Below are 21,140 nucleotides of genomic sequence, written 5' to 3' on the forward strand. Positions count from 1 at the left end.
TTAAGTTATTCTATTTTATGATATCAGAATTTTCTTTCTATATGTTAAAATATATCTATTATTATGAAGAAGGGCGGGAGTATTACGAAAAAAAGACTGTTAATCATTTCTCTATGTATCGCTTTTGTATTGTTTTGGTCATATAAAGAGGAGGTTTTTGCTACCTTTAAACCGATTGATCAGTACGAGTTAAATAAGGAATTAAAGAACAAAAGTATAGAAAATTTAACTCATAATGAAATGAAAAAGGTAGGAGAGCATTTTGTGACTGAACAACTATCAGTGTTTGAGTTTAATAATAAAGAAGATGTGAAACGAAAAGGTGAAGAAATATTTTTAAATAGAGGGTATGAACAATTAATGGAAAATTATTATCCAAATCGTTTTCGAGATTTAGAGTATAAATTTACAAGCGAGGAGATACGTGAAGAGACCGATGAGAGTTTTCTTTATCAAGCTGTAGCGTACGTTGCGGGTACTGAAAATGGTAAGAGAAGCGAAATGAAATTGAATTATGAAGTGAAAATTGTAAAGGTTAATAATATTTTTATGGTGCTAGAACAAAAGCAGCGCGTACAATAAAGGAAATTCATTGCCCAATAGAACATTTGAGGGTGTATTACTTAATGCGGAATAAAAAGGCCCTCAAGGAATAAAGGGCCTTTAAAGATTTTCATTTTGTTGACCAAGTTCTTTTTGAGCAATATATAAATTCCCTTGCTCGACTTGTTTAAGAGTATGAACAGAATCTCCTGCATATCCTTTTTGTGTTTTAACAGTTCTTTTTGAACGATTGGAATCTTGTTTCTTCATATAATAGGCCACCTTTCATCAAAAATAAACGAAAATGATAAGTATGAGTAATACAGCAGCGAAAATGGTAATGCCCATTAAAAACGAAGTGTTTTTATATTTAGGTGGCTTATGTACATCTTGCCGATATCCAGGTGAAATTTCAGGGGCAAATTCTTCATCGAATGATTGCTTTTTTTCTTTGTCGTCCATATGTACCCACCTTTCTTTTTCATTATATTATACGTTACAAGAAAAAATATGCATAAAGAAAACAGCCGCTTTATTATTAGCGGCTGTTTTGTGTTGTATATTTTCGTTGTACTTGAAAGAGACGGATAAGTAGGAAGACAGCGCCAAATGCTAGACCGATAATAAGACCGATCCAATAGCCTTTCGCGGCCCATTCTGTATACGTCGCTAATATGTAACCTAGTGGTAGACCTATTATCCAATAAGCAATTAAAGTCATAATTAGAGCAACATTTACATCTTTATAACCACGCAAAGCTCCTTGTACAGGGGTTGCAATTGCATCTGAAATTTGAAATAAAATTGCAAAGATAAGAAATTCTTTTGCTAAATGATGAACTTTTGCATCTGTCGTATAAATAGAAGCAATTTGATCATCAAAGAAGTAGAGAAGAATCGAATATAATAAAGCAAAGGCAAGGGCTAATCCAATTCCAATCAATCCGTATTGTTTTGCATTATCGTAACGTTTTGCTCCAACTTCGAATCCGACCGCAATAGTCATTGCCATTGCTAAACTTAGCGGAGTCATATATAACAAGGAAGCAAAGTTCATAGCTGCTTGGTGAGCTGCAATAGTTGTCGTACTAAAATTACTCATCATGAGCGTTACCGCAGCGAAAATACTCGTTTCAAAAAAGATAGCAAATCCGATAGGGACGCCAAGTTTTAAGAATGCTTTCCAACTCGAAAGAGAAGGTCGGTATAATTGTTTGAAAATGTTGAAAGAGGCAAAAGGCTCTTTCGTCTGAATAATAATGACTGTAATAATTAAAATGCACCAATATGTTGCAGTGGAAGCAATTGCTGCTCCGACACCACCAAGCTTTGGGAAACCGAAGTTACCAAAAATTAATAGGTAATTTAATATTACGTTAATTGGTAATGATAATAATGTAATAATCATCGTTGTTCGAGTTTTTCCTAATGCATCAATAAATCCACGTAAAACAGTGTAAGTGAATAAAGGTATAATTCCTATTGCGATAATACTTAAAAATTGCGCTGCAATACGTTCCACAGGTTCTTCTAAGCGCATGCCATTTAAAATAGGTGAAACGACGAAAAAACCGATGAGGATAACAACGAAGCTAGCACAAATTGCTAAATAAACAGCTTGTATGACAACGTGGGGAACGTCCTCTTTTTTCTTGGATCCAACGAGCTGTGCAACAATGGGAGTAGTAGCCATTAAAATTCCTGTTAACCCCGTACTAACTGGAATCCATATACTTGTTCCAATTGCAACACCTGCTAAATCAGTTGGACTTGCATGTCCTGACATCGTTGTATCAAAAAAACTCATCGCAAATAATGACATTTGTGTTACGAAAATCGGAAAAAATAGTAATACAAATTGCTTTAAATTTTGTGAGAATGAAGTAGTTTCTTTCATAAAATCCCCTTTCTGTATAAAAAAACAAACTCTTACTATCATACAATTTAATCAAAGATTAGAAAAGAAATACGCGCCTATAACATATGAAGCCAATAAAAAAAGGATGCACTTTGAAAAGGGATAAGGTATTATGATAAGGTGTGAAAAAATTACATATTATTTGTTATTAAGGAGGCACTACTTGTGGCTGATTGGTTAATTGGTTTAATCATGGGTGCTGTTGAAGGGTTAACAGAGTTTCTACCAGTATCATCAACAGGACATATGATTTTAACAGGACATTTAATTGGATTTGACGATGAGAGAGCGAAAGTTTTTGAAGTTGTTATCCAATTGGGATCGATTTTAGCAGTTGTTGTTATATTTTGGAAGCGTCTATGGTCGTTAGTTGGAATAGGTAAAGTAACAGACGGACCATCGTTAAATTTATTACATATTATTATCGGGATGATTCCTGCTGGGATACTTGGCGTGTTATTCCATAGCACTATTAAAGAGGTTTTATTTGGTCCAGGACCAGTTGTTATTAGCTTAGTAGCCGGTGGTATTTTAATGATTGTTGCTGAGAAGTTTTCGAAACCAAGTACAGCAAGAACGTTAGATGAAATCACATATAAACAGGCATTTACAATTGGAATGTTTCAATGTTTAGCTCTTTGGCCAGGATTTTCTCGTTCTGGTTCTACAATCAGTGGTGGTTTATTAGCTCGCGTGTCGCATACAGCGGCAGCTGAATATACGTTCATTTTAGCGGTACCGATGATGGTAGCTGCAAGTGGATTAGATTTAATTAAAAGCTGGGATGTATTAAGCTCAGCAGATATAACGCTATTTGTAACAGGATTTGTAACTGCATTCGTTGTTGCGATGCTTGCAATTGTTTCATTCTTGAAATTATTATCTCGTGTGAAACTAACACCGTTCGCTTATTATCGTTTCATTTTAGCTGCGGTATTCTATTTCTTCATTATGTAATAAAAAAACCTGCCGAGCTCGGCAGGTTTTTTTATTTTACTATTTTTTCCACCATATTTTCCATTACATGCTCCCAAAGAGAAGTATCATCAGCTAATGTAGCACGGAAATTAGCATACATTTCTTTTTGTTTTTCTTCGAATGTTGGATCTTCTTTTTCGGGTAATGTAGCGCGCATTGAAGTTACTAATTCTTGTACTTTTGGAGCGCGTGGTCCAAAGACGGCTTGTTCATTTCCATCTTTATCAATGAAAATAAAGATTGGAATCGCACGTGCTGTTCCATTTGTTAAATATTGATCCATTAATTCTAAGTTTTCGTCGCGAATTAATAAACTCATTTCAATATTTGCAACTTCAGAAATTCGTTTCATAACAGGTACGCATAAAAGAGCATCGCCACACCAATCAGCAGTTAATACGATAACACGCCAGCCGTCATTTTGACGTTCTTCTAATACAGGAAGTAATTCATTTGGAATTAAAAAGTTATTGTAAATGTGTAGTAGCTCGTATTGGTTTACTTGCATTTCATTCACATATGTATCAAAGGACATACCTTTATCAGCCCATTGTTGTAAGTTCATAATTAACACCTCTTTAGTAAGATTTGCTTTCATTGTACCAATTTTTATATAGAAAAGCTTGTATTCTTACTCTTTCTCGTCACTTAATAATTTATTTAATAGAAAAAAGAATAGTACGACACATCATTCAGTTAAGTTGGACATTTGTACGCTTTCTATCCAATCATCAGCAGTATGAATGACGAACCAATCTAGTGTAATTTCAATGAATGAGAAAAGAGTAATAGAAATCCAATTTGGCATGTTTTGTGTCAGTGGATATAGCAGCGCTTTGAAGAAACTGAAGATGAAAAATGTAATACTGTCTAAGAAAGTGATTAATAAAAAAAAGAGAAGTAACGCAATACGTGAACTATACTCTATACCTGTAATTTGAAAGATTCCTACATATACAAAAAAATATAAATGCAAAAATTATAATGAGAAAAAGAGCAATAATACTAATGATAATCGTTTTATCTTTTAGGCTGAGATTTGAGAATTTCTCCTCCTCTTGCATTAAGATACTCCCTTTTTCTGGAATTTAACTTCATTTTATCATGAAATACATATTAAAAAACTACGAATTATGGGAAAATAAGGTGACAAAAAGTAAGATTTCATGTAAAATTATTAATAAGGTTTTTATTTAACTAAATGAAATAAAAGGAGCTGTCAAAGTTGTCTCAAAATCGAGAGCAATTAATGGAAGAACTATCGACAAATGTGTTTGCTATGTTTCGCACATTGCGTAATGATATCGGAAAAATATTCGGTGGTTACATACCGTGGAATGAATTCATCGTCCTGAGAATATTAAATCGTACGAATAAAGAAATGGTATCGCGTGTAGCAAATGAATTAAATGTGTCGAATAGTCATATTACAGCTGTTACAGAAAAATTAATTAATAAAGGTTTTGTAACTCGTTCACGTTCTACATCAGATCGCCGAGTTGTGTATTTAGAGATTACAGAACAAGGGAAAGATTTAGTTGCGAAAATGGAAGATGCGAAAAAACAATATTTACAAGAAAGATTCTCTACACTTTCAGAAGATGAAATGAATGTAATGATTTCGATTTCCAAAAAACTTATTTAAGTGATTATAAACAAGAAAACGCTTACGTGATGAAAGAGAAGATCTTCCTTATATATGGAAGGTCTTCTTTCATGTGTAATAGATGTTAAAAAATAAAATGTGTATGAAAAAAGATAGAGCGCCATACTACTAATACAAGGAAGGGAGGGAGAAATATGACGAATCGTAACGGTAGTAAAGGGAGCGGTAATCAAGGATCACCAAAGTCCGGCCAGTTTAATCAGGAATTTAGCACTGAATTTGAAACTGGTAATGATAATAAAGGAAAAGAATATCGTTCTAAAAAAGGGAGTAAATCAAAAAAGGAGTGAAATTCATCACTCCTTTTTTGATTTAAGATGCTGCCGATTGATCCGTATTATATTTTTCTTCTGATTTTGCGACAATCATTGCGCAAATTGCATCACCAGAAATGTTTACAGCTGTTCTAGACATATCTAAAATACGGTCAATACCGATAATTAAAGCGATACCTTCTACTGGTAGATTTACTTGATTTAAAACCATTGTAAGCATTACAAGTCCAACACCAGGTACACCAGCAGTACCGATACTAGCTAGTACAGCAGTTAATACGACCATAGCTAATTGCGGTAATGTAAGTTCAACTCCGTATACTTGAGCGATAAATACAGTGGCTACCCCTTGCATAATGGCAGTACCATCCATATTAATAGTTGCCCCTAGTGGTTGTACAAATGAGCTTATCGCTTTTGGAACGCCAAGCTTATCTTGTGCTGTTTTCATTGCAAATGGAAGCGATGCATTAGAGCTAGATGTACTAAATCCAATTGCCATTACTGGTCCGAAATGTTTAAAGAAACGAACAATACTTTCTTTTGCTAATACCTTTAATAAGCCGCCATATACAAAGACCCCGTGAATAATGAGTACTAACATAACGACAATCATATACTTGAACATCGCAGCGACGCCTGCAAGCCCCATTTTACCAACGGATGAAGCGAGCAAACCGAATGTTCCAATTGGGGCTAATTTCATAACGAGATTAACAAGATACATCATTAATTCGTTGCCCTGTTCAAGTAATGAATGGATACCTTGAACTCGTTTTCCTAAAATAGCTATACCGAGTCCAATCAATACGGCAAAGGCAATGATTTGTAACATGTTTCCGTCAGCCATCGCTTTTGCTGGGTTATCTGGTACGATATTTAGCAATGTGTCGACGAAAGATGTTTCAGTTTTTGCACCTTCATACTTAAGACCTTCTGTTTTAAAATTACCGCCAGCTCCTGGTTTTATAATAAGTGCAAATGTAACCGCTATAGAGATGGCAACCGCAGTTGTTATGAGAAAGAATGAAATTGATTTTAAACCGATTCTTCCAAGTTGTTTCGGATCTCCAAGGCCGGCAGCACCAAGTACGATAGAAATGAACACAACAGGAACAACTAGCATTTTAATAAGTCGAATAAACAATTGACCAATTGGGTTGAACACATATTGATTTAGTGGCTCAAAGATAGATGGAGCAGCTAAATTTAGAGTGAGTCCAACAACTAGACCTAGAAATAATGCGATTAAGATTGCTTTTGTTTGTTTCAATAAAATCCCCCCTTTTGTTTTTGTGAAATTTCTTTCTAAAGTAATTATACCGAAAAAATACCTAATTTGACAATATTTTCTGAATTTTTCGTTTTTTTGTTTAAGTGTAGATAGACTGATTTTGTGTTTGGAAAATAAAATAGACCACCACATAGGATGGTCAAGGGAAGGGGACAATTTATGTCAATTTAATTAGGGATGGAAGTTGCTTTAAGACACTGGGGAATGTCTTATAAATTAGGGAGGAACAACTTCGATACATATACTATAAAAGGTAGGTGTGACTCTCATGTGAACATAGGGTGAAAGAGAGGGGGAGTTTTAAATAAAAGATAGAAAGACAAAAAAATAAGACCATCATATATAAGATGGTCAAGGAAGGGGACAATTTATGTCAATTTAATTAGGGATGGAAGCTGTTCAAAGACACTGGGGAATGTCTTATAAATTAGGGAGGAACAACTTCGATACATATACTATAAAAGGTAGATGTGACCTCTGTGTGAACATAGAGTGAAAGAGAGAGGGAGTTTTAAATAAAAGATAGAAAGACAAAAAAATAAGACCATCATATATAAGATGGTCAAGGAAGGGGACAATTTATGTCAATTTAATTAGGGATGGAAGCTGTTCAAAGACACTGGGGAATGTCTTATAAATTAGGGAGGAACAACTTCGATACATATACTATAAAAGGTGGATGTGACCTCTGTGTGAATATAGAGTGAAAGAGAGAGGGAGTTTTAAATAAAATGAAAATTTAATGAGTGTTTTTTGTTCATCCCCTGTTGATTATTAGCCTTAACCAATCGGGCGTTTATTGCCCACAAATAGTGGAATAAAAGATAGAGAAAACAAAAAAATAAGACCATCATATATAAGATGGTCAAGGAAGGGGACAATTTATGTCAATTTAATTAGGGATGGAAGCTATTCAAAGACACTGGGGAATGTCTTATAAATTAGGGAGGAACAGCTTCGATACATATACTATAAAAGGTGGATGTGACCTCTATGTGAACATAGAGTGAAAGATATGGGGATTTGAAAAATAGTACATATGAAATTGTTATTGCTAGCAATATTGAGTTAGGATATAGAGTTTTCCAGCATAAAACGAAAAGGAATCTGAATATAAATAAAAGTTGTAATCTATGAAAAAAAGGATTATGCTCAACTATATTATGAGAATATAAGGTTTGTCCCAATTATTTAAGGGCTTTTAAAAAGCTTTTTATTGTATGAGGGGAAAGCTTCACTTTAATAAGGGAGTTAGTGATATGGACGTAACAAAAAAACAAGGGCTGTATAATCGTCTTATACGATTAAACCCACCACAAATATTAGCATTAGGCTTTTTCTGCTTAATTGTGGTTGGCGGTTTGTTATTAAAATTACCATTCGCAACGAAAGTACATATTAGTTGGGTAGATGCTTTCTTTACAGCAACATCAGCAGCGACCGTAACTGGTTTGGGAGTAGTGGATACAGCAAGTACATTTACGATGTTTGGCGAAATTGTTATTATGTTTTTAATTCAAACAGGCGGTCTAGGCCTTATGACAATTGCCATTTTAATTGTTTGGGTACTAGGTAAAAAAATCGGATTACGCCATCGTTTATTAATTGGAGAAGCATTTAATCAAACAAATATAGGTGGTCTTGTAAAATTAGTAAAGCGTGTCTTTATATTTTCGATTTGTATTGAACTTATTGGGGTCATCTTTTTATCGTTTCGCTTTATTCCAGAGTTTGGTTTTGGAAAAGGTTTATACTATAGTATTTTTCATGTAATTGCATCTTATAATAATGCAGGATTTGCTTTATGGCCAGATAATTTAACAAGATATGTAGGGGATCCTATTATTAATATTGGGATTTGCTCTTTAATTGTAATTGGGGGACTCGGTTTTACCGTATTAATTGATATATGGTATAGCCGCAGTTTTCGAAAATTATCACTTCACTCAAAAATAATGATTATTGGAACAGTAGTGCTAAATGTTATAGCAATGATTGTAATTTTTGTATTGGAATATAATAATGTGAAGACGTTAGGTAATTTATCTTTAAATGAAAAACTATGGGCTTCCTTCTTTCAAGGTATTACTCCGCGGACAGCTGGATTTAATACGGTTGACTATGGAGGTATGGAAGAATCATCTATATTATTTACGATGATTTTAATGTTTATTGGTGCAGGAAGTGTATCGACAGGTGGAGGAATTAAATTAACGACGTTTGTTATCTTAATTACATCTGTCCTTTCTTTCTTTAGAAAAAAGGAGGAAATTGTTTTATTTCAGCGTACAATTAAAATGTCGACAGTAACGAGGGCCTTAGCGATTGCTGTTGCCAGTCAAATACTTATTTTAGCAGCGGTATTCATATTAATGCTTACAGAAAACTTCAGCTTTATTCAATTATTATTTGAGACAATATCAGCGTTTGGCACAGTCGGATTAACGATGGGAATTACTGCAAAGCTATCGGCATTCGGAAAATGTATTATTATGTTTGTTATGTTCTGCGGATTAATTGGACCATTAACACTTGTGTTCTCTTTAGCGCGACCAGCAAAACAAAAAATAAAATATCCATCGGAAGATGTGTTTACAGGATAAGGTATCCCGCGTTAAGCGAGATACCTTTTTCTTTTTTAGAACAGGGAGAACAATAGACCAATAAGTGCTACTCGGAATAAAATTGCGATAAGTGCAGCAATTCCACCGACAACTGCAGCGATACCGCCAGTTACAGTAGCTCCGCGATTATAAGCGTAAATACCGAGTAAAACAGAAACAAGACCAAATAGTGTTGGAAATGTAAATAGCGATAAGATAGATAGCGCAAGAGCGATAAAACCAGCAGTTGATCCAGCAGCGGACGATTTTACAACATCTTTATCGTCTTTATCATCGTAATCATAATCAATGCGTTGTGGTGCAACCTCAGCGGCGTACTCTTCTTTATAGTCACTATAATCACTATCTATTCTATCTCTTCTTTTATAATCATCAAATTTCTCAGTCAAAGTCATGACTCCTTTCATAACAAGGTTCAATAGTAGTATGTATCTCTTTTTCTTTTTTATCCCGCTATTTGTGGGAGTCGAGCAATGTACACATCCCACTGATTAAAGTTTCACTATACCGGAGCATGTACAGGGAGTAGTATCTTTTAAAAGGAGGAAAATGTTTTCTTGAAATAGGAAAAGTTAGTATGACTTCCTCTATTTTGGAAAATATAAAAAGGAATAATGAGGAAAGGGTGCAATACATAATGGAACATCCAATTGAAAATTTAATGAAAACGGCAATGACAAATTTAAAAGAGATGGTAGATGTAAATACAATTGTTGGGAGCCCGGTTTCAACAGCTGACGGAAATGTAGTATTAACAGTATCTCAAGTGGCTTTTGGTTTTGGAGCTGGTGGAAGTGATTTTAAAGGGGATTTCATTACTGAAAAACATAACGGTGGGCAAAATCAGCATAAAGAGAACAAACAAGGGCATCCATTTGGAGGAGGAAGCGGGGCTGGGGTTTCCATTAGTCCAGTAGCTTTTTTAGTAGTTGGTTCTAATGGGGTGCAAGTATTACATCTCAACAGCAGTACACATTTAATTGAAAAGGCTTTAAATACTGTACCAAGCACTGTAGATAAATTTGTGAATGGTCGTCAAAAGTGAACTTGCATTTTTTAGGAATTATGATATATTAGAAAAAGTGCGCTTTAGGATGATCGGAATAATTGAAATGTAAATATATATGATGTGTGGAATAAGGGAGAGGAATTTATGATTAATATCAAAAACTTAGTAGTTGGCTTATTTATGTTAGTAAGCGGCTTTGTTGTATATGTAATAAAAGAAAAAGCTCCATTCTAAAACAGACAAACCGTTAATGTCTGTTTTTAATTTGCGGAAAAAAGTTGACAAGTTATTGTATTGGTGTTAAAATTTTAATTCGTGTCTCGGTTACAGCTAGTGTAAAGTAAATATCTCTTATGAATGCAATACGAAAAGTTTGCGAAAGATCGGGTAATTTTATCAACAACTTTTGTGAACAAACCCTATAAATTGTATTTGTAAGCTATATATGTATACTAGTGAATCAAGGAGCGGTCAGTGGAACCGTAATGATGAGAGAGAGGTAGGGCTTTCATCCAGTATATGTTACTTTCCCGTTAGGTGAATATAAAAAAGAGGACTCCTTTTAAAAGGAGTCCTCTTTCATTTTTCAAGTGCGACTTTCAACTTGTTGACAAATTTCATCCGTTGTTAAACCGTGAGCTGTAATGACTGATCCTTTAATTGATGTATCTGCAATGCCCATCACATTAGAATCTTGCCCAGTTACAACGCAACAATCACACCCTTGTGCATCCTGTTCTGAGTTAAGTGTAACAACTTCATGACCTTGTTGCTGAAGAGCTTGTTGAACGTCTGTTAATGAGTTTTCAACGCCAATTCTAGCCATAATTCTCACCTCCTACCATCTAATTGCTAGTATGCTCAAGTTCACTGCATTTATGAAAAGACGGTAGGAAGTAAATCTTTGTTTAGTCGTTATATACGCCAGTAAGCATTTGACTAACGAATTGATCGTTTAATGTATCTTGGGCAGAAGAAGTATTTGAATGGATGTCGATTGAAGCAATAAAATGATTATGTTCTTGCGTATTTGGTTCTACCTCTACGTAATTATCGAATTTACAAAAACCTTTCGTATCCATTAGATCAAATAATTGCAGCATTTCTACTACCTCTTGTCTCGTTCCTTTAATTTGTACACACGCCATATTTATTTCCTCCTTCATTTTGACAAATTGTTTTTTAAAAATAGGATTATGATTACGAAATGAAAAATATGAATGTTATTTTTAGACAGCGCTATTTTTGTTATTTTCCCCCTTTTTCAGCAAAAGTCGTTATATATTCCCGGATTTATAAAATCGGACGTCCGTTTATTGAATACAATAGATTCGCATCAATTGATGAAAATCCTTCTTTTAAACAAATATTTTTTTAGTGGAAATTGGCAAAAAAATTTTTTGACTTTTTGTAAACGTTAACAATGTTGTTAAATCAATATAAGTAAAGAAGTACGTACGATTAAAAATTATAAATTTTCTAAAAATTCACTTGATTTATTTAGAAAGGAGAGTAAACTAGGAAACAATAAAAAATTCATAGAACATAGGAGGCGCTTCTAGTGAATGAGCAATGGATTTTCTTAAATGGAGAATTTGTTCCAAAAGATGAGGCAAAAGTTTCAGTATATGATCATGGCTATTTATATGGCGATGGAGTGTTTGAAGGAATTAGAGTTTATAGCGGTAATGTTTTCCGTTTGAGAGAGCACCTTGTCCGGTTGTATGAATCAGCAAAATCAATCCTTTTAGAAATTCCATATTCATTAGATGAAGTAACAAATATTGTTGTTGAGACGATTCGACAAAATAAATTATCTAATGGATACATTCGCCTTGTTGTATCAAGAGGAGCAGGAAATCTTGGATTGGATCCCGATTCATGTAAGAAGCCGAATGTAGTAGTAATTGCAGAACAATTATCTTTATTCCCACAAGAATATTATGAGAAAGGGATTCCAGTTGTAACAGTTGCAACGCGCCGAAATCGTCCCGATGTTTTATCCCCTCAAGTAAAATCTTTAAATTACTTAAACAATATTTTAGTTCGTATTGAAGCGAAATTAGCTGGAGTACAAGAAGCACTTATGTTAAATGATCAAGGATATGTAGCTGAAGGCTCAGGAGATAACGTGTTTATTGTTAAAGGAAATAAATTAATTACACCACCAAGTTCTGCTGGAGCGTTAGAAGGTATTACACGAAACGCCATTTTAGAAATCGGCGAAAAACTTGGATATGACGTAAGAGAAGAGTTATTTACAAGACATGATGTATATGTAGCTGATGAAGTGTTTTTAACAGGAACAGCTGCTGAAGTTATTGCTGTTACGACAGTAGATGGTAGAACGATTGGCTTAGGGCAAACAGGTCCACATACGAACCGTTTATTAGAAGAGTTTCGTAAGTTAGTTGTAGAAGATGGAGAGAAAATTTACGAAGAAAATAAAGTTGGATAACAACTTTTTTAACATAAGAAAGCGTTGATAGGGAGGAGTAGTTGATTGTGAAGCCTCACAGAGAGTCGGTGGTTGCTGAAAACCGATGGTTCACGTCGACGAACATCGCCCTTGAGTGCTAAGCTAAAGCATTTGTCTAGGCTTAGACGGTAGCTCCGTTATTAGCTAGATCCATTTATGGATCACTGAGGCAAGAGTATTCTTGCAAAGAAGGGTGGTACCGCGAAATCTTTCGTCCCTTCAGCACATAGCTGGAGTGTGGACGTAGGATTTTTTTATTGTATAAAAGTTTGAAAAAGGGGGCTTATAAGAACAATGTCTTCAAAAACGGAAGAGAAACTGGCAACTGGTGCACAGCTATTGTTAGAAGCGCTAGAAAAGGAAGGCGTAAAAGTGATTTTCGGTTATCCGGGTGGTGCCGTTTTACCTCTCTATGATGCACTGTATGATTGTGAAATTCCGCATATTTTAACAAGGCATGAGCAAGGGGCAATTCACGCTGCTGAAGGGTATGCCAGAATTACAGGGAACCCAGGGGTTGTAATTGCAACGAGTGGACCAGGTGCTACAAATGTAATTACGGGTCTAGCGGATGCGATGATTGATTCATTGCCACTTGTTGTATTTACAGGCCAAGTAGCAACAACGTTAATTGGGAGCGATGCTTTTCAAGAGGCGGATATTATGGGACTTACGATGCCAGTGACAAAACATAACTATCAAGTGCGAAAGGCCTCAGATTTACCTCGAATTATTAAAGAAGCATTTCATATTGCTAAAACAGGAAGACCAGGACCAGTCGTTATTGACCTTCCGAAAGATATGGTAGTCGAGAAAGGTGAGCGATGTAGCAATGTACAAATGGATTTACCAGGATATAACCCTAATTATGAACCGAATCTACTTCAAATAAACAAATTACTACAAGCAATTGAAACCGCAAAAAAACCGTTAATTTTAGCTGGAGCAGGTATACTGCATGCGAAAGCTTCGAAAGAATTGACAAGTTTTGCCCGTAAATATGAAATCCCTGTTGTGCATACGTTACTCGGACTTGGTGGTTTTCCGCCAGATGATGGGCTATTTCTAGGGATGGGGGGAATGCACGGTTCTTACACAGCCAATATGGCGTTATATGAATGCGACTTACTCATTAATATAGGTGCGAGATTTGACGATCGTCTTACTGGGAATTTAGCTTTTTTTGCTAAAGGGGCGACTGTTGCACATATCGATATTGATCCAGCAGAAATCGGGAAAAATGTGCCAACAGAGATTCCTATTGTTGCAAGTGCTAAGCGGGCGTTAGAAGTATTGCTTCAATCAGAAGGAAAGAAAGAAAATCATCATGAATGGCTCTCTTTATTAAAGAGTAGAAAAGAAAAGTATCCATTCTCTTATAAACGAAATTCTGAAAGTATTAAACCTCAATACGCGATTGATATGCTATATGAAATCACGAAAGGAGAAGCGATTGTAACAACAGACGTTGGGCAACATCAAATGTGGGCAGCACAATACTATCCGTTGAAAAATCCAGATAAATGGGTAACTTCTGGCGGATTAGGAACGATGGGGTTCGGATTTCCAGCAGCAATCGGTGCGCAAATTGCAAAGAGAGATGAACTAGTTATTGCAATTGTTGGTGATGCTGGGTTTCAAATGACTCTGCAAGAATTAAGTGTATTAAAAGAACACGCTTTACCCGTTAAAGTATTTATTTTAAATAATGAAGCTTTAGGAATGGTAAGACAATGGCAAGATGAATTTTACAATCAAAGATATTCACATTCTTTATTGCCATGCCAACCAGATTTCGTCGCTCTTGCGAATGCGTATGGTATAAAAGGTGTTCGTATTGACGATCCACTTCTTGCAAAGAAGCAAATCCAGCATGCGATCGAATTACAAGAGCCAGTCGTAATCGATTGTCGTGTACTTCAATCAGAGAAGGTTATGCCGATGGTTGCACCAGGAAAAGGTGTTCACCAAATGGAGGGAGTGAAAAAAGGGTGAAGAGAATTGTTACAGCGACAGTTCGAAATCAAAGTGGTGTGTTAAACCGAATTACAGGGGTTATGACACGAAGACATTTTAATATTGAAAGTATTTCAGTAGGTCATACAGAATCATCAGATATATCGCGAATGACGATTGTTGTACACGTTGAAAGTGAACAGCAAGTTGAGCAGTTAATTAAACAACTTCATAAGCAAATCGATGTTCTGAAAGTATCAGATATTACAGAAGAAGCAATGATTGCTAGAGAGCTTGCTCTTATTAAAGTAGCAACTTCTGTAGCGAGGGCAGAATTATATAGTTTAATTGAACCATTTCGAGCCGCTGTAATAGATGTTGGGAAGGATTCCATAGTTGTGCAAGTAACAGGTACGCAAGATAAAGTAGAAGCGTTAATTGAATTACTTCGTCCATACGGTTTAAAAGAAATTGCTAGAACAGGTGTAACAGCATTTACACGTAGTATGAAAAAACAAGATAAGCAAGTTATGTTAATTCAATAATCATTTAAATATAGGGGGAAATGAAAATGGCAAAAGTTTATTATGAGAAAGATGTAACAGTAAATGTATTAAAGGAAAAGAAAGTAGCAATCATCGGATATGGCTCGCAAGGTCATGCGCATGCGCAAAATTTACGTGATAACGGATTTGATGTAGTAGTAGGTTTAAGAAAAGGTAAGTCTTGGGATAAAGCGAATGAAGATGGGTTTTCTGTATATACAGTAGCAGAAGCAGCGGAAAAAGCTGATGTAGTAATGATTCTATTACCTGATGAATTACAACCAGAAGTATATGAAGCTGAAATTGCACCAAATTTACAGGCTGGAAACTCTCTCGTGTTCGCACATGGATTTAATGTTCACTTTGATCAAGTAAAACCACCAGCGAATGTAGATGTATTTCTAGTAGCGCCAAAAGGACCGGGGCATCTCGTACGCCGTACGTTCGCCGAGGGAGGGGCTGTTCCTGCATTATTTGCAGTATATCAAGATGCAACAGGAGTTGCGACTGAAAAAGCACTTTCTTATGCTGACGGAATTGGAGCAACGAGAGCTGGTGTATTAGAAACGACGTTTAAAGAAGAAACAGAAACAGATTTATTTGGAGAGCAAGCTGTACTCTGCGGCGGAGTGACTGCACTTGTAAAAGCAGGATTTGAAACGTTAGTTGATGCGGGATACCAGCCTGAACTTGCATATTTTGAATGTTTACATGAACTGAAGCTAATCGTTGACCTTATGTATGAAGGTGGACTTGAAAATATGAGATATTCAGTTTCAGATACAGCGCAGTGGGGAGACTTCGTATCAGGACCACGCGTTGTTACTGAAGATACGAAGAAAGCGATGGGGGCAGTATTAGCAGAAATTCAAGATGGTACATTTGCAAGAGGCTGGATTGCAGAGCATAAAGCAGGAAGACCAAATTTCCACGCGACAAATGAGAAAGAGAATGAACATGAAATCGAAGTAGTAGGACGTAAATTACGTGAAATGATGCCTTTCGTACAGCCGCGAGTAAAGGTAGGGATTAAATAATATGAAGCAGATTTTGTTCATGGATACAACGCTTCGTGATGGCGAACAATCACCAGGAGTAAATTTAAATGAACAAGAGAAGTTACAAATTGCTAGGCAATTAGAGAGGCTTGGTATTCATGTAATGGAAGCTGGATTCGCAGCAGCTTCCGAAGGTGACTTCCAATCGGTAAAACGCATCGCGAATACAATTCAAAACGCTACGGTTATGAGTTTAGCTAGAGCGAAAGAAAGTGACATTCGAAGAGCGTATGAAGCTGTGAGAGGCGCTGTATCTCCTCGTCTACACGTATTTCTAGCTACGAGTGATATTCATATGAAATATAAACTTTGTATGTCAAAAGAAGATGTGTTAAATAGTATTCATCGCTCGGTTACGCTCGGAAAATCATTATTTCCGACAGTACAATTTTCTGCAGAAGATGCGACAAGAACATCGAGAGCATTTTTAGCTGAAGCAGTAGAAATTGCGATTCGAGCAGGAGCGAATGTAATTAATATTCCGGATACAGTTGGATATACAAATCCGGAAGAGTATTATTCTCTTTTTAAATACTTACAAGAATCCGTTCCATCATATGAAAAAGCGATTTTTTCTTGTCATTGTCACGATGATCTTGGTATGGCAGTAGCAAATTCGTTAGCTGCGGTTGAAGGGGGAGCATTGCAAGTAGAAGGAACGATTAATGGCATTGGAGAAAGAGCAGGGAATGCAGCGTTAGAAGAAGTTGCAGTAGCTCTTCATATTAGAAAAGATTTTTATAAAGCAGAGCCTTCGATGACTTTAAAAGAAATTAAGGCGACGAGTACATTAGTAAGCAGGTTAACGGGTATGGTTGTACCGAAAAATAAAGCAATCGTTGGAGCGAATGCATTTGCTCATGAATCGGGCATCCACCAAGACGGGGTTTTAAAAGAAGTAACAACTTATGAAATTATCGAACCAGCGCTTATAGGAGAATCTCAAAATCTCTTTGTACTTGGGAAACACTCTGGCCGTCATGCGTTTACGGAAAAAATGAAAGAGCTTGGTTATGAATTTACAAATGAAGAGCGAGATGCGGCATTCGAAGCATTTAAAAAATTGGCTGATCGTAAAAAGGAAATTACTGAAGAAGATTTACGCGCACTTATGCTTGGTGAAGCAGCATTTGCAGCTCAGCAATATAACATTACGCAATTACAAGTGCATTTCGTATCAAATAGTACACAATGCGCAACAGTTGTGCTGGAGGATGAGGAAGGAAATATATATGAAGATGCAGCCACTGGTTCTGGTAGTATTGAAGCGATATACAATGCGATTCAAAGAATTTTAGGATTAGAATGTGAATTGGCAGATTATCGCATACAATCTATTACACAAGGTCAAGATGCACTTGCTCACGTTCATGTTGAATTAAAAGAAGGTAGTCACCAAATATCAGGTTTCGGAGTTGCGCAAGACGTATTGGAAGCGTCGGCGAGGGCTTATGTCCATGCAGCAGGGAAATTAAAATCTCTTATAGCGCTTGTGAAATAAATAATTGATAGGTGAGAGAAGCTTTCCTCACCTATCAAATTAAAGTTCTGAAAATTCAGTTAAAAGGAGTGTTAAAAATGGAAAAACGTATCGTTTGTTTAGCTGGTGATGGTGTCGGTCCAGAAGTAATGGAGAGTGCGAAGGAAGTATTGCATATGGTAGAAAGGCTATATGGACATCATTTTCATTTGCAAGATGAGTACTTTGGTGGTATTGCTATCGATTTAACTGGGCAACCATTACCACAGCGAACACTTGCCGCCTGTTTAGCGAGTGATGCGGTTTTACTTGGAGCAGTAGGTGGACCAAGGTGGGATAGTGCGAAAGAAAGGCCTGAGAAAGGATTATTAGCATTAAGAAAAGGACTCGGTGTATTTGCGAATGTTCGCCCTGTAACGGTAGAAAGTGCAACTGCACATTTATCACCATTAAAAAACGCTGATGAAATTGATTTCGTTGTCGTTCGTGAATTAACAGGCGGAATTTATTTTTCTTATCCGAAAGAGCGAACGGAAGAAGTGGCGACAGATACACTTACGTATCATCGCCATGAAATTGAACGTATCGTTTCGTATGCTTTTCAATTAGCAAATAAGCGGAAGAAAAAAGTAACATCTATTGATAAAGCGAATGTTTTAGAGTCTAGTAAATTATGGAGAACTGTGACAGAAGAAGTAGCACTTCGCTACCCAAATGTGGAAGTAGAACACATTTTAGTAGATGCAGCAGCTATGGAATTAATTCGGAATCCAGGAAGATTTGACGTTATTGTAACGGAAAATTTATTTGGTGATATTTTAAGTGATGAGGCTTCAGTATTAGCTGGATCATTAGGAATGCTTCCATCAGCAAGTCACGCTGAAAAGGGACCTTCATTATATGAGCCTATTCACGGATCAGCACCGGATATTGCGGGGAAAAATAAGGCGAATCCAATTGCGATGATGCGTTCTGTTGCAATGATGCTTGGGCAATCGTTCGGATTAACGAGAGAAGGATATGCAATTGAAGAAGCAGTTTCTGCAGTCCTTAAATCAGGGAAATGTACAGCAGATATCGGGGGGACTGAAACGACAACTTCATTTACAAAGGCAGTTATTCAAGAAATGGAAGAGCAAGCGTTAGTAGGGAGAGGAAGATAATGGGAAAAAGGTTACTAGATAAGCTTTGGGAAAGACATGTAGTTGCGACTAATGAAAATGGATTGGATTTATTATATATCGATCTACATCTTGTTCATGAAGTAACGTCACCGCAAGCCTTTGAAGGCTTGCGGCTTACAAATCGAACAGTCCGCAGACCAGATTTAACATTTGCAACGATGGATCATAATATTCCAACGAAAGATGTTTGGAATATTACCGACCGCATTGCGAAGCAGCAACTAGATACACTTCGGCAAAACTGTAAACAATTTCAGGTGCCATTAGCGGATATCGGAGATGAAGAGCAAGGGATCGTTCATGTAATAGGACCAGAACTTGGACTCACACAGCCAGGAAAAACGATTGTTTGTGGTGATAGTCATACAGCAACACATGGTGCTTTTGGCGCACTAGCGTTTGGTATTGGTACGAGTGAAGTGGAACATGTATTGGCAACGCAAACGTTATGGCAACGAAAGCCGAAAGCGATGGGCATTGAGTTAAAAGGAAAGTTACCGCAAGGTGTCTATGCGAAAGATATTATTTTACACCTTCTTTCAAAGTACGGAGTAGCAGTTGGAACAGGTTACGTAATGGAATTTTACGGAGAGGCCATTCATGCTATGGATATGGAAGAGAGGATGACGCTTTGCAATATGGCAATTGAAGGGGGAGCAAAGGCTGGCATTATTGCACCAGATGAAAAAACGTTTGCTTACGTAAAAGGGCGTAAATATGCACCGAAAGACTATGAATCTATTAAGAAAAAATGGTCAGAACTTTATACAGATTTAGATGCAGTTTATGATTTACATATTCTAGTAGATGTTACGGATTTAGCGCCGTACGTTACGTGGGGAACAAATCCTAGTATGGGTGTTCGGATCGATGAGAAATTGCCAGAAAAGCATGATGCAAATGACGAAAGAGCGTTTTCTTATATGGGATTGAGTCCCGGACAAAGTACGTATGACATTCCAGTTCAACATGTTTTCATTGGATCTTGTACAAATTCTAGGCTTTCTGACTTAGAAATTGCTGCATCTGTCGTGAAAGGTAAAAAAGTAAAAGAAGGTGTGCGAGCACTTGTTGTACCTGGATCTCAAAGGGTAAGAGAAGCAGCGATGCATAAAGGATTACATCGCATATTTGAAGAAGCTGGATTTGAATGGAGAGAGCCCGGATGCTCAATGTGTCTAGGTATGAATCCAGATCAAGTGCCTGAAGGAGATCATTGTGCCTCTACGTCCAATCGCAATTTTGAAGGAAGACAAGGAAAGGGAGCACGAACGCATTTAGTTAGCCCGGCAATGGCGGCAGCGGCTGCGTTATATGGTCATTTTGTTGATATTAGAAAGGAGAGTTATGATGGAGCCATTTCGTATTCATAAAGGTACTGCCGCAGTACTGATGAATGATAACATTGATACAGATCAAATTATTCCGAAGCAATATTTAAAGAGAATTGAAAGAACTGGGTTTGGGAAGTTTTTATTTGATGAGTGGCGATATGATAATAATCGCCAAGAAAACCCTAATTTCCCGCTTAATGCACAAGAAAGAAAAGGAGCCAGCATATTAATCACAGGTGATAATTTTGGATGTGGCTCGTCAAGAGAACATGCTCCATGGGCACTTGCTGATTATGGTTTCCGTGTTATTATCGCTGGAGGATTTGCCGATATCTTTTATATGAATTGTATGAAGAATGGCATGTTACCGATTGTAATGGATAAAGATATGCGTGAACAACTTGCTAAAACAGATGCGAGGGAACAAATTACAGTTGATTTAGAAAATGAAATAATGACAACGAATACGCATAGATTCCATTTTACGATCGAGAAAATGTGGAAAGAGAAGTTATTAAATGGTTTAGATGAAATTAGTATTACAATGCAATATGAACAAGAAATAAAAGAGTATGAAAGAAAAGTGGCTTTACATTAAAAAAAATGACGGAATATTAAAAATGTATTTACATTCAAAATTAACTGTTATATACTATGTGAAAATCAGAGGAGAAAGGGAGTAAGTATTATGAATATCGTGCAATCTATTACAATGCTTACACAACTACATCATCATACATGAAACCCTTGAACCTAGCGTGAAAACGTGTAGGTACAAGGGTTATTCCCGTTGTACC

General features: G+C 36.4%; 23 protein-coding genes, 1 pseudogene and 1 other annotated feature. Of the genes and pseudogenes, 15 read left to right on the forward strand and 9 right to left on the reverse strand.

Annotated features, from left to right (window positions below; all coding sequences use genetic code 11):
- Positions 1-63 precede the first annotated feature (63 nt).
- Positions 64-582, forward strand: a complete 519-nt coding sequence (locus tag ACTL4X_RS07055) for a hypothetical protein (protein ID WP_000715252.1) — start codon at positions 64-66, stop codon at positions 580-582.
- A gap of 81 nt (positions 583-663) precedes the next feature.
- Here ACTL4X_RS07055 and ACTL4X_RS07060 read toward each other — a convergent pair whose 3' ends face one another.
- From ACTL4X_RS07060 to ACTL4X_RS07070, 3 genes are all read right to left on the reverse strand, one after another.
- On the reverse strand, positions 664-813 hold the full coding sequence (locus ACTL4X_RS07060) for a hypothetical protein (RefSeq protein ID WP_000743742.1): 150 nt from the start codon (positions 811-813) through the stop codon (positions 664-666).
- Between the two features lie 18 nt (positions 814-831).
- Positions 832-1,005 (reverse strand): hypothetical protein, encoded by a 174-nt coding sequence (locus tag ACTL4X_RS07065; protein ID WP_000341062.1) that lies wholly within the window; start codon positions 1,003-1,005, stop codon positions 832-834.
- A 76-nt stretch (positions 1,006-1,081) separates the two neighbouring features.
- Positions 1,082-2,440, reverse strand: a complete 1,359-nt coding sequence (locus ACTL4X_RS07070; RefSeq protein ID WP_000665561.1) for an MATE family efflux transporter — start codon at positions 2,438-2,440, stop codon at positions 1,082-1,084.
- A gap of 186 nt (positions 2,441-2,626) precedes the next feature.
- On the opposite strand from ACTL4X_RS07070, the gene uppP reads away from it, so the two are divergent.
- On the forward strand, positions 2,627-3,418 hold the full coding sequence (uppP, locus tag ACTL4X_RS07075) for a bacitracin resistance undecaprenyl-diphosphatase (protein ID WP_000796253.1): 792 nt from the start codon (positions 2,627-2,629) through the stop codon (positions 3,416-3,418).
- A gap of 31 nt (positions 3,419-3,449) precedes the next feature.
- Here uppP and ACTL4X_RS07080 read toward each other — a convergent pair whose 3' ends face one another.
- Both ACTL4X_RS07080 and ACTL4X_RS07085 read right to left on the reverse strand, forming a co-directional pair.
- Entirely contained in the window at positions 3,450-4,037 is a 588-nt protein-coding gene (locus tag ACTL4X_RS07080) for a thioredoxin family protein (RefSeq protein WP_002040836.1), read from the reverse strand.
- 90 nt (positions 4,038-4,127) lie between these two features.
- A pseudogene (locus ACTL4X_RS07085) lies at positions 4,128-4,503 on the reverse strand (YrvL family regulatory protein).
- 161 nt (positions 4,504-4,664) lie between these two features.
- On the opposite strand from ACTL4X_RS07085, the gene ACTL4X_RS07090 reads away from it, so the two are divergent.
- Both ACTL4X_RS07090 and ACTL4X_RS07095 read left to right on the forward strand, forming a co-directional pair.
- A complete protein-coding gene (locus ACTL4X_RS07090; protein ID WP_000081434.1) occupies positions 4,665-5,084 on the forward strand; it encodes a MarR family winged helix-turn-helix transcriptional regulator in 420 nt (139 codons plus the stop codon).
- 155 nt (positions 5,085-5,239) lie between these two features.
- On the forward strand, positions 5,240-5,395 hold the full coding sequence (locus ACTL4X_RS07095; RefSeq protein ID WP_000184928.1) for a hypothetical protein: 156 nt from the start codon (positions 5,240-5,242) through the stop codon (positions 5,393-5,395).
- A gap of 22 nt (positions 5,396-5,417) precedes the next feature.
- Here the strand turns inward: ACTL4X_RS07095 and ACTL4X_RS07100 are convergent, their stop codons facing one another.
- Complete coding sequence (locus ACTL4X_RS07100) at positions 5,418-6,653, reverse strand: dicarboxylate/amino acid:cation symporter (protein WP_000814804.1); 1,236 nt, start codon at positions 6,651-6,653, stop codon at positions 5,418-5,420.
- Positions 6,654-7,933: 1,280 nt separating this feature from the next.
- On the opposite strand from ACTL4X_RS07100, the gene ACTL4X_RS07105 reads away from it, so the two are divergent.
- The gene (locus tag ACTL4X_RS07105; RefSeq protein WP_000383526.1) at positions 7,934-9,277 is read left to right on the forward strand and encodes a TrkH family potassium uptake protein; all 1,344 of its coding nucleotides are present in this window, start codon (positions 7,934-7,936) and stop codon (positions 9,275-9,277) included.
- Positions 9,278-9,312: 35 nt separating this feature from the next.
- Here the strand turns inward: ACTL4X_RS07105 and ACTL4X_RS07110 are convergent, their stop codons facing one another.
- A complete protein-coding gene (locus ACTL4X_RS07110; RefSeq protein WP_000136546.1) occupies positions 9,313-9,687 on the reverse strand; it encodes a hypothetical protein in 375 nt (124 codons plus the stop codon).
- Between the two features lie 188 nt (positions 9,688-9,875).
- On the opposite strand from ACTL4X_RS07110, the gene ytfJ reads away from it, so the two are divergent.
- Positions 9,876-10,343 carry a GerW family sporulation protein gene (ytfJ, locus tag ACTL4X_RS07115; protein WP_000204234.1) on the forward strand — a complete coding sequence of 156 codons (468 nt, stop codon included), beginning with the start codon at positions 9,876-9,878 and terminating at the stop codon, positions 10,341-10,343.
- 108 nt (positions 10,344-10,451) lie between these two features.
- Positions 10,452-10,541 carry a hypothetical protein gene (locus ACTL4X_RS07120; RefSeq protein WP_000608227.1) on the forward strand — a complete coding sequence of 30 codons (90 nt, stop codon included), beginning with the start codon at positions 10,452-10,454 and terminating at the stop codon, positions 10,539-10,541.
- Positions 10,542-10,893: 352 nt separating this feature from the next.
- On the opposite strand, the gene ACTL4X_RS07125 is transcribed toward ACTL4X_RS07120, so the two are convergent.
- Together ACTL4X_RS07125 and ACTL4X_RS07130 are read right to left on the reverse strand one after the other, a co-directional pair.
- Entirely contained in the window at positions 10,894-11,133 is a 240-nt protein-coding gene (locus tag ACTL4X_RS07125; protein ID WP_000101022.1) for a YkuS family protein, read from the reverse strand.
- 82 nt (positions 11,134-11,215) lie between these two features.
- Positions 11,216-11,455 (reverse strand): DUF3911 family protein, encoded by a 240-nt coding sequence (locus ACTL4X_RS07130; protein ID WP_000752514.1) that lies wholly within the window; start codon positions 11,453-11,455, stop codon positions 11,216-11,218.
- Between the two features lie 413 nt (positions 11,456-11,868).
- Between ACTL4X_RS07130 and ilvE the strand changes: the two genes are divergently transcribed.
- From ilvE to leuD, 8 genes are all read left to right on the forward strand, one after another.
- Positions 11,869-12,765, forward strand: a complete 897-nt coding sequence (gene ilvE / locus ACTL4X_RS07135) for a branched-chain-amino-acid transaminase (RefSeq protein WP_001005486.1) — start codon at positions 11,869-11,871, stop codon at positions 12,763-12,765.
- Between the two features lie 15 nt (positions 12,766-12,780).
- Positions 12,781-13,008: a binding site (T-box leader), on the forward strand.
- A gap of 72 nt (positions 13,009-13,080) precedes the next feature.
- Positions 13,081-14,781 (forward strand): acetolactate synthase large subunit, encoded by a 1,701-nt coding sequence (gene ilvB / locus ACTL4X_RS07140; protein ID WP_000095869.1) that lies wholly within the window; start codon positions 13,081-13,083, stop codon positions 14,779-14,781.
- Complete coding sequence (gene ilvN / locus ACTL4X_RS07145; protein WP_000822952.1) at positions 14,778-15,287, forward strand: acetolactate synthase small subunit; 510 nt, start codon at positions 14,778-14,780, stop codon at positions 15,285-15,287. The genes ilvB and ilvN overlap by 4 nt, the downstream gene beginning before the upstream one ends.
- 26 nt (positions 15,288-15,313) lie before the next feature.
- Complete coding sequence (gene ilvC / locus ACTL4X_RS07150) at positions 15,314-16,324, forward strand: ketol-acid reductoisomerase (RefSeq protein WP_001151740.1); 1,011 nt, start codon at positions 15,314-15,316, stop codon at positions 16,322-16,324.
- A 1-nt stretch (position 16,325) separates the two neighbouring features.
- Positions 16,326-17,846, forward strand: coding sequence for a 2-isopropylmalate synthase (leuA, locus tag ACTL4X_RS07155; RefSeq protein WP_000809598.1), 1,521 nt, complete (start codon positions 16,326-16,328; stop codon positions 17,844-17,846).
- 77 nt (positions 17,847-17,923) lie between these two features.
- Positions 17,924-18,988: a 3-isopropylmalate dehydrogenase gene (gene leuB / locus ACTL4X_RS07160; protein WP_000415365.1), complete on the forward strand. Its 1,065-nt coding sequence runs from the start codon at positions 17,924-17,926 to the stop codon at positions 18,986-18,988.
- Complete coding sequence (leuC, locus tag ACTL4X_RS07165; protein ID WP_000518110.1) at positions 18,988-20,382, forward strand: 3-isopropylmalate dehydratase large subunit; 1,395 nt, start codon at positions 18,988-18,990, stop codon at positions 20,380-20,382. Before leuB ends, leuC begins: the two co-directional genes overlap by 1 nt.
- Entirely contained in the window at positions 20,360-20,941 is a 582-nt protein-coding gene (gene leuD / locus ACTL4X_RS07170) for a 3-isopropylmalate dehydratase small subunit (RefSeq protein WP_000433189.1), read from the forward strand. The genes leuC and leuD overlap by 23 nt, the downstream gene beginning before the upstream one ends.
- Positions 20,942-21,140: the final 199 nt, after the last annotated feature.

Source organism: Bacillus sp. RE35 (assembly GCF_052146655.1).
Lineage (GTDB): Bacteria > Bacillota > Bacilli > Bacillales > Bacillaceae_G > Bacillus_A > Bacillus_A cereus.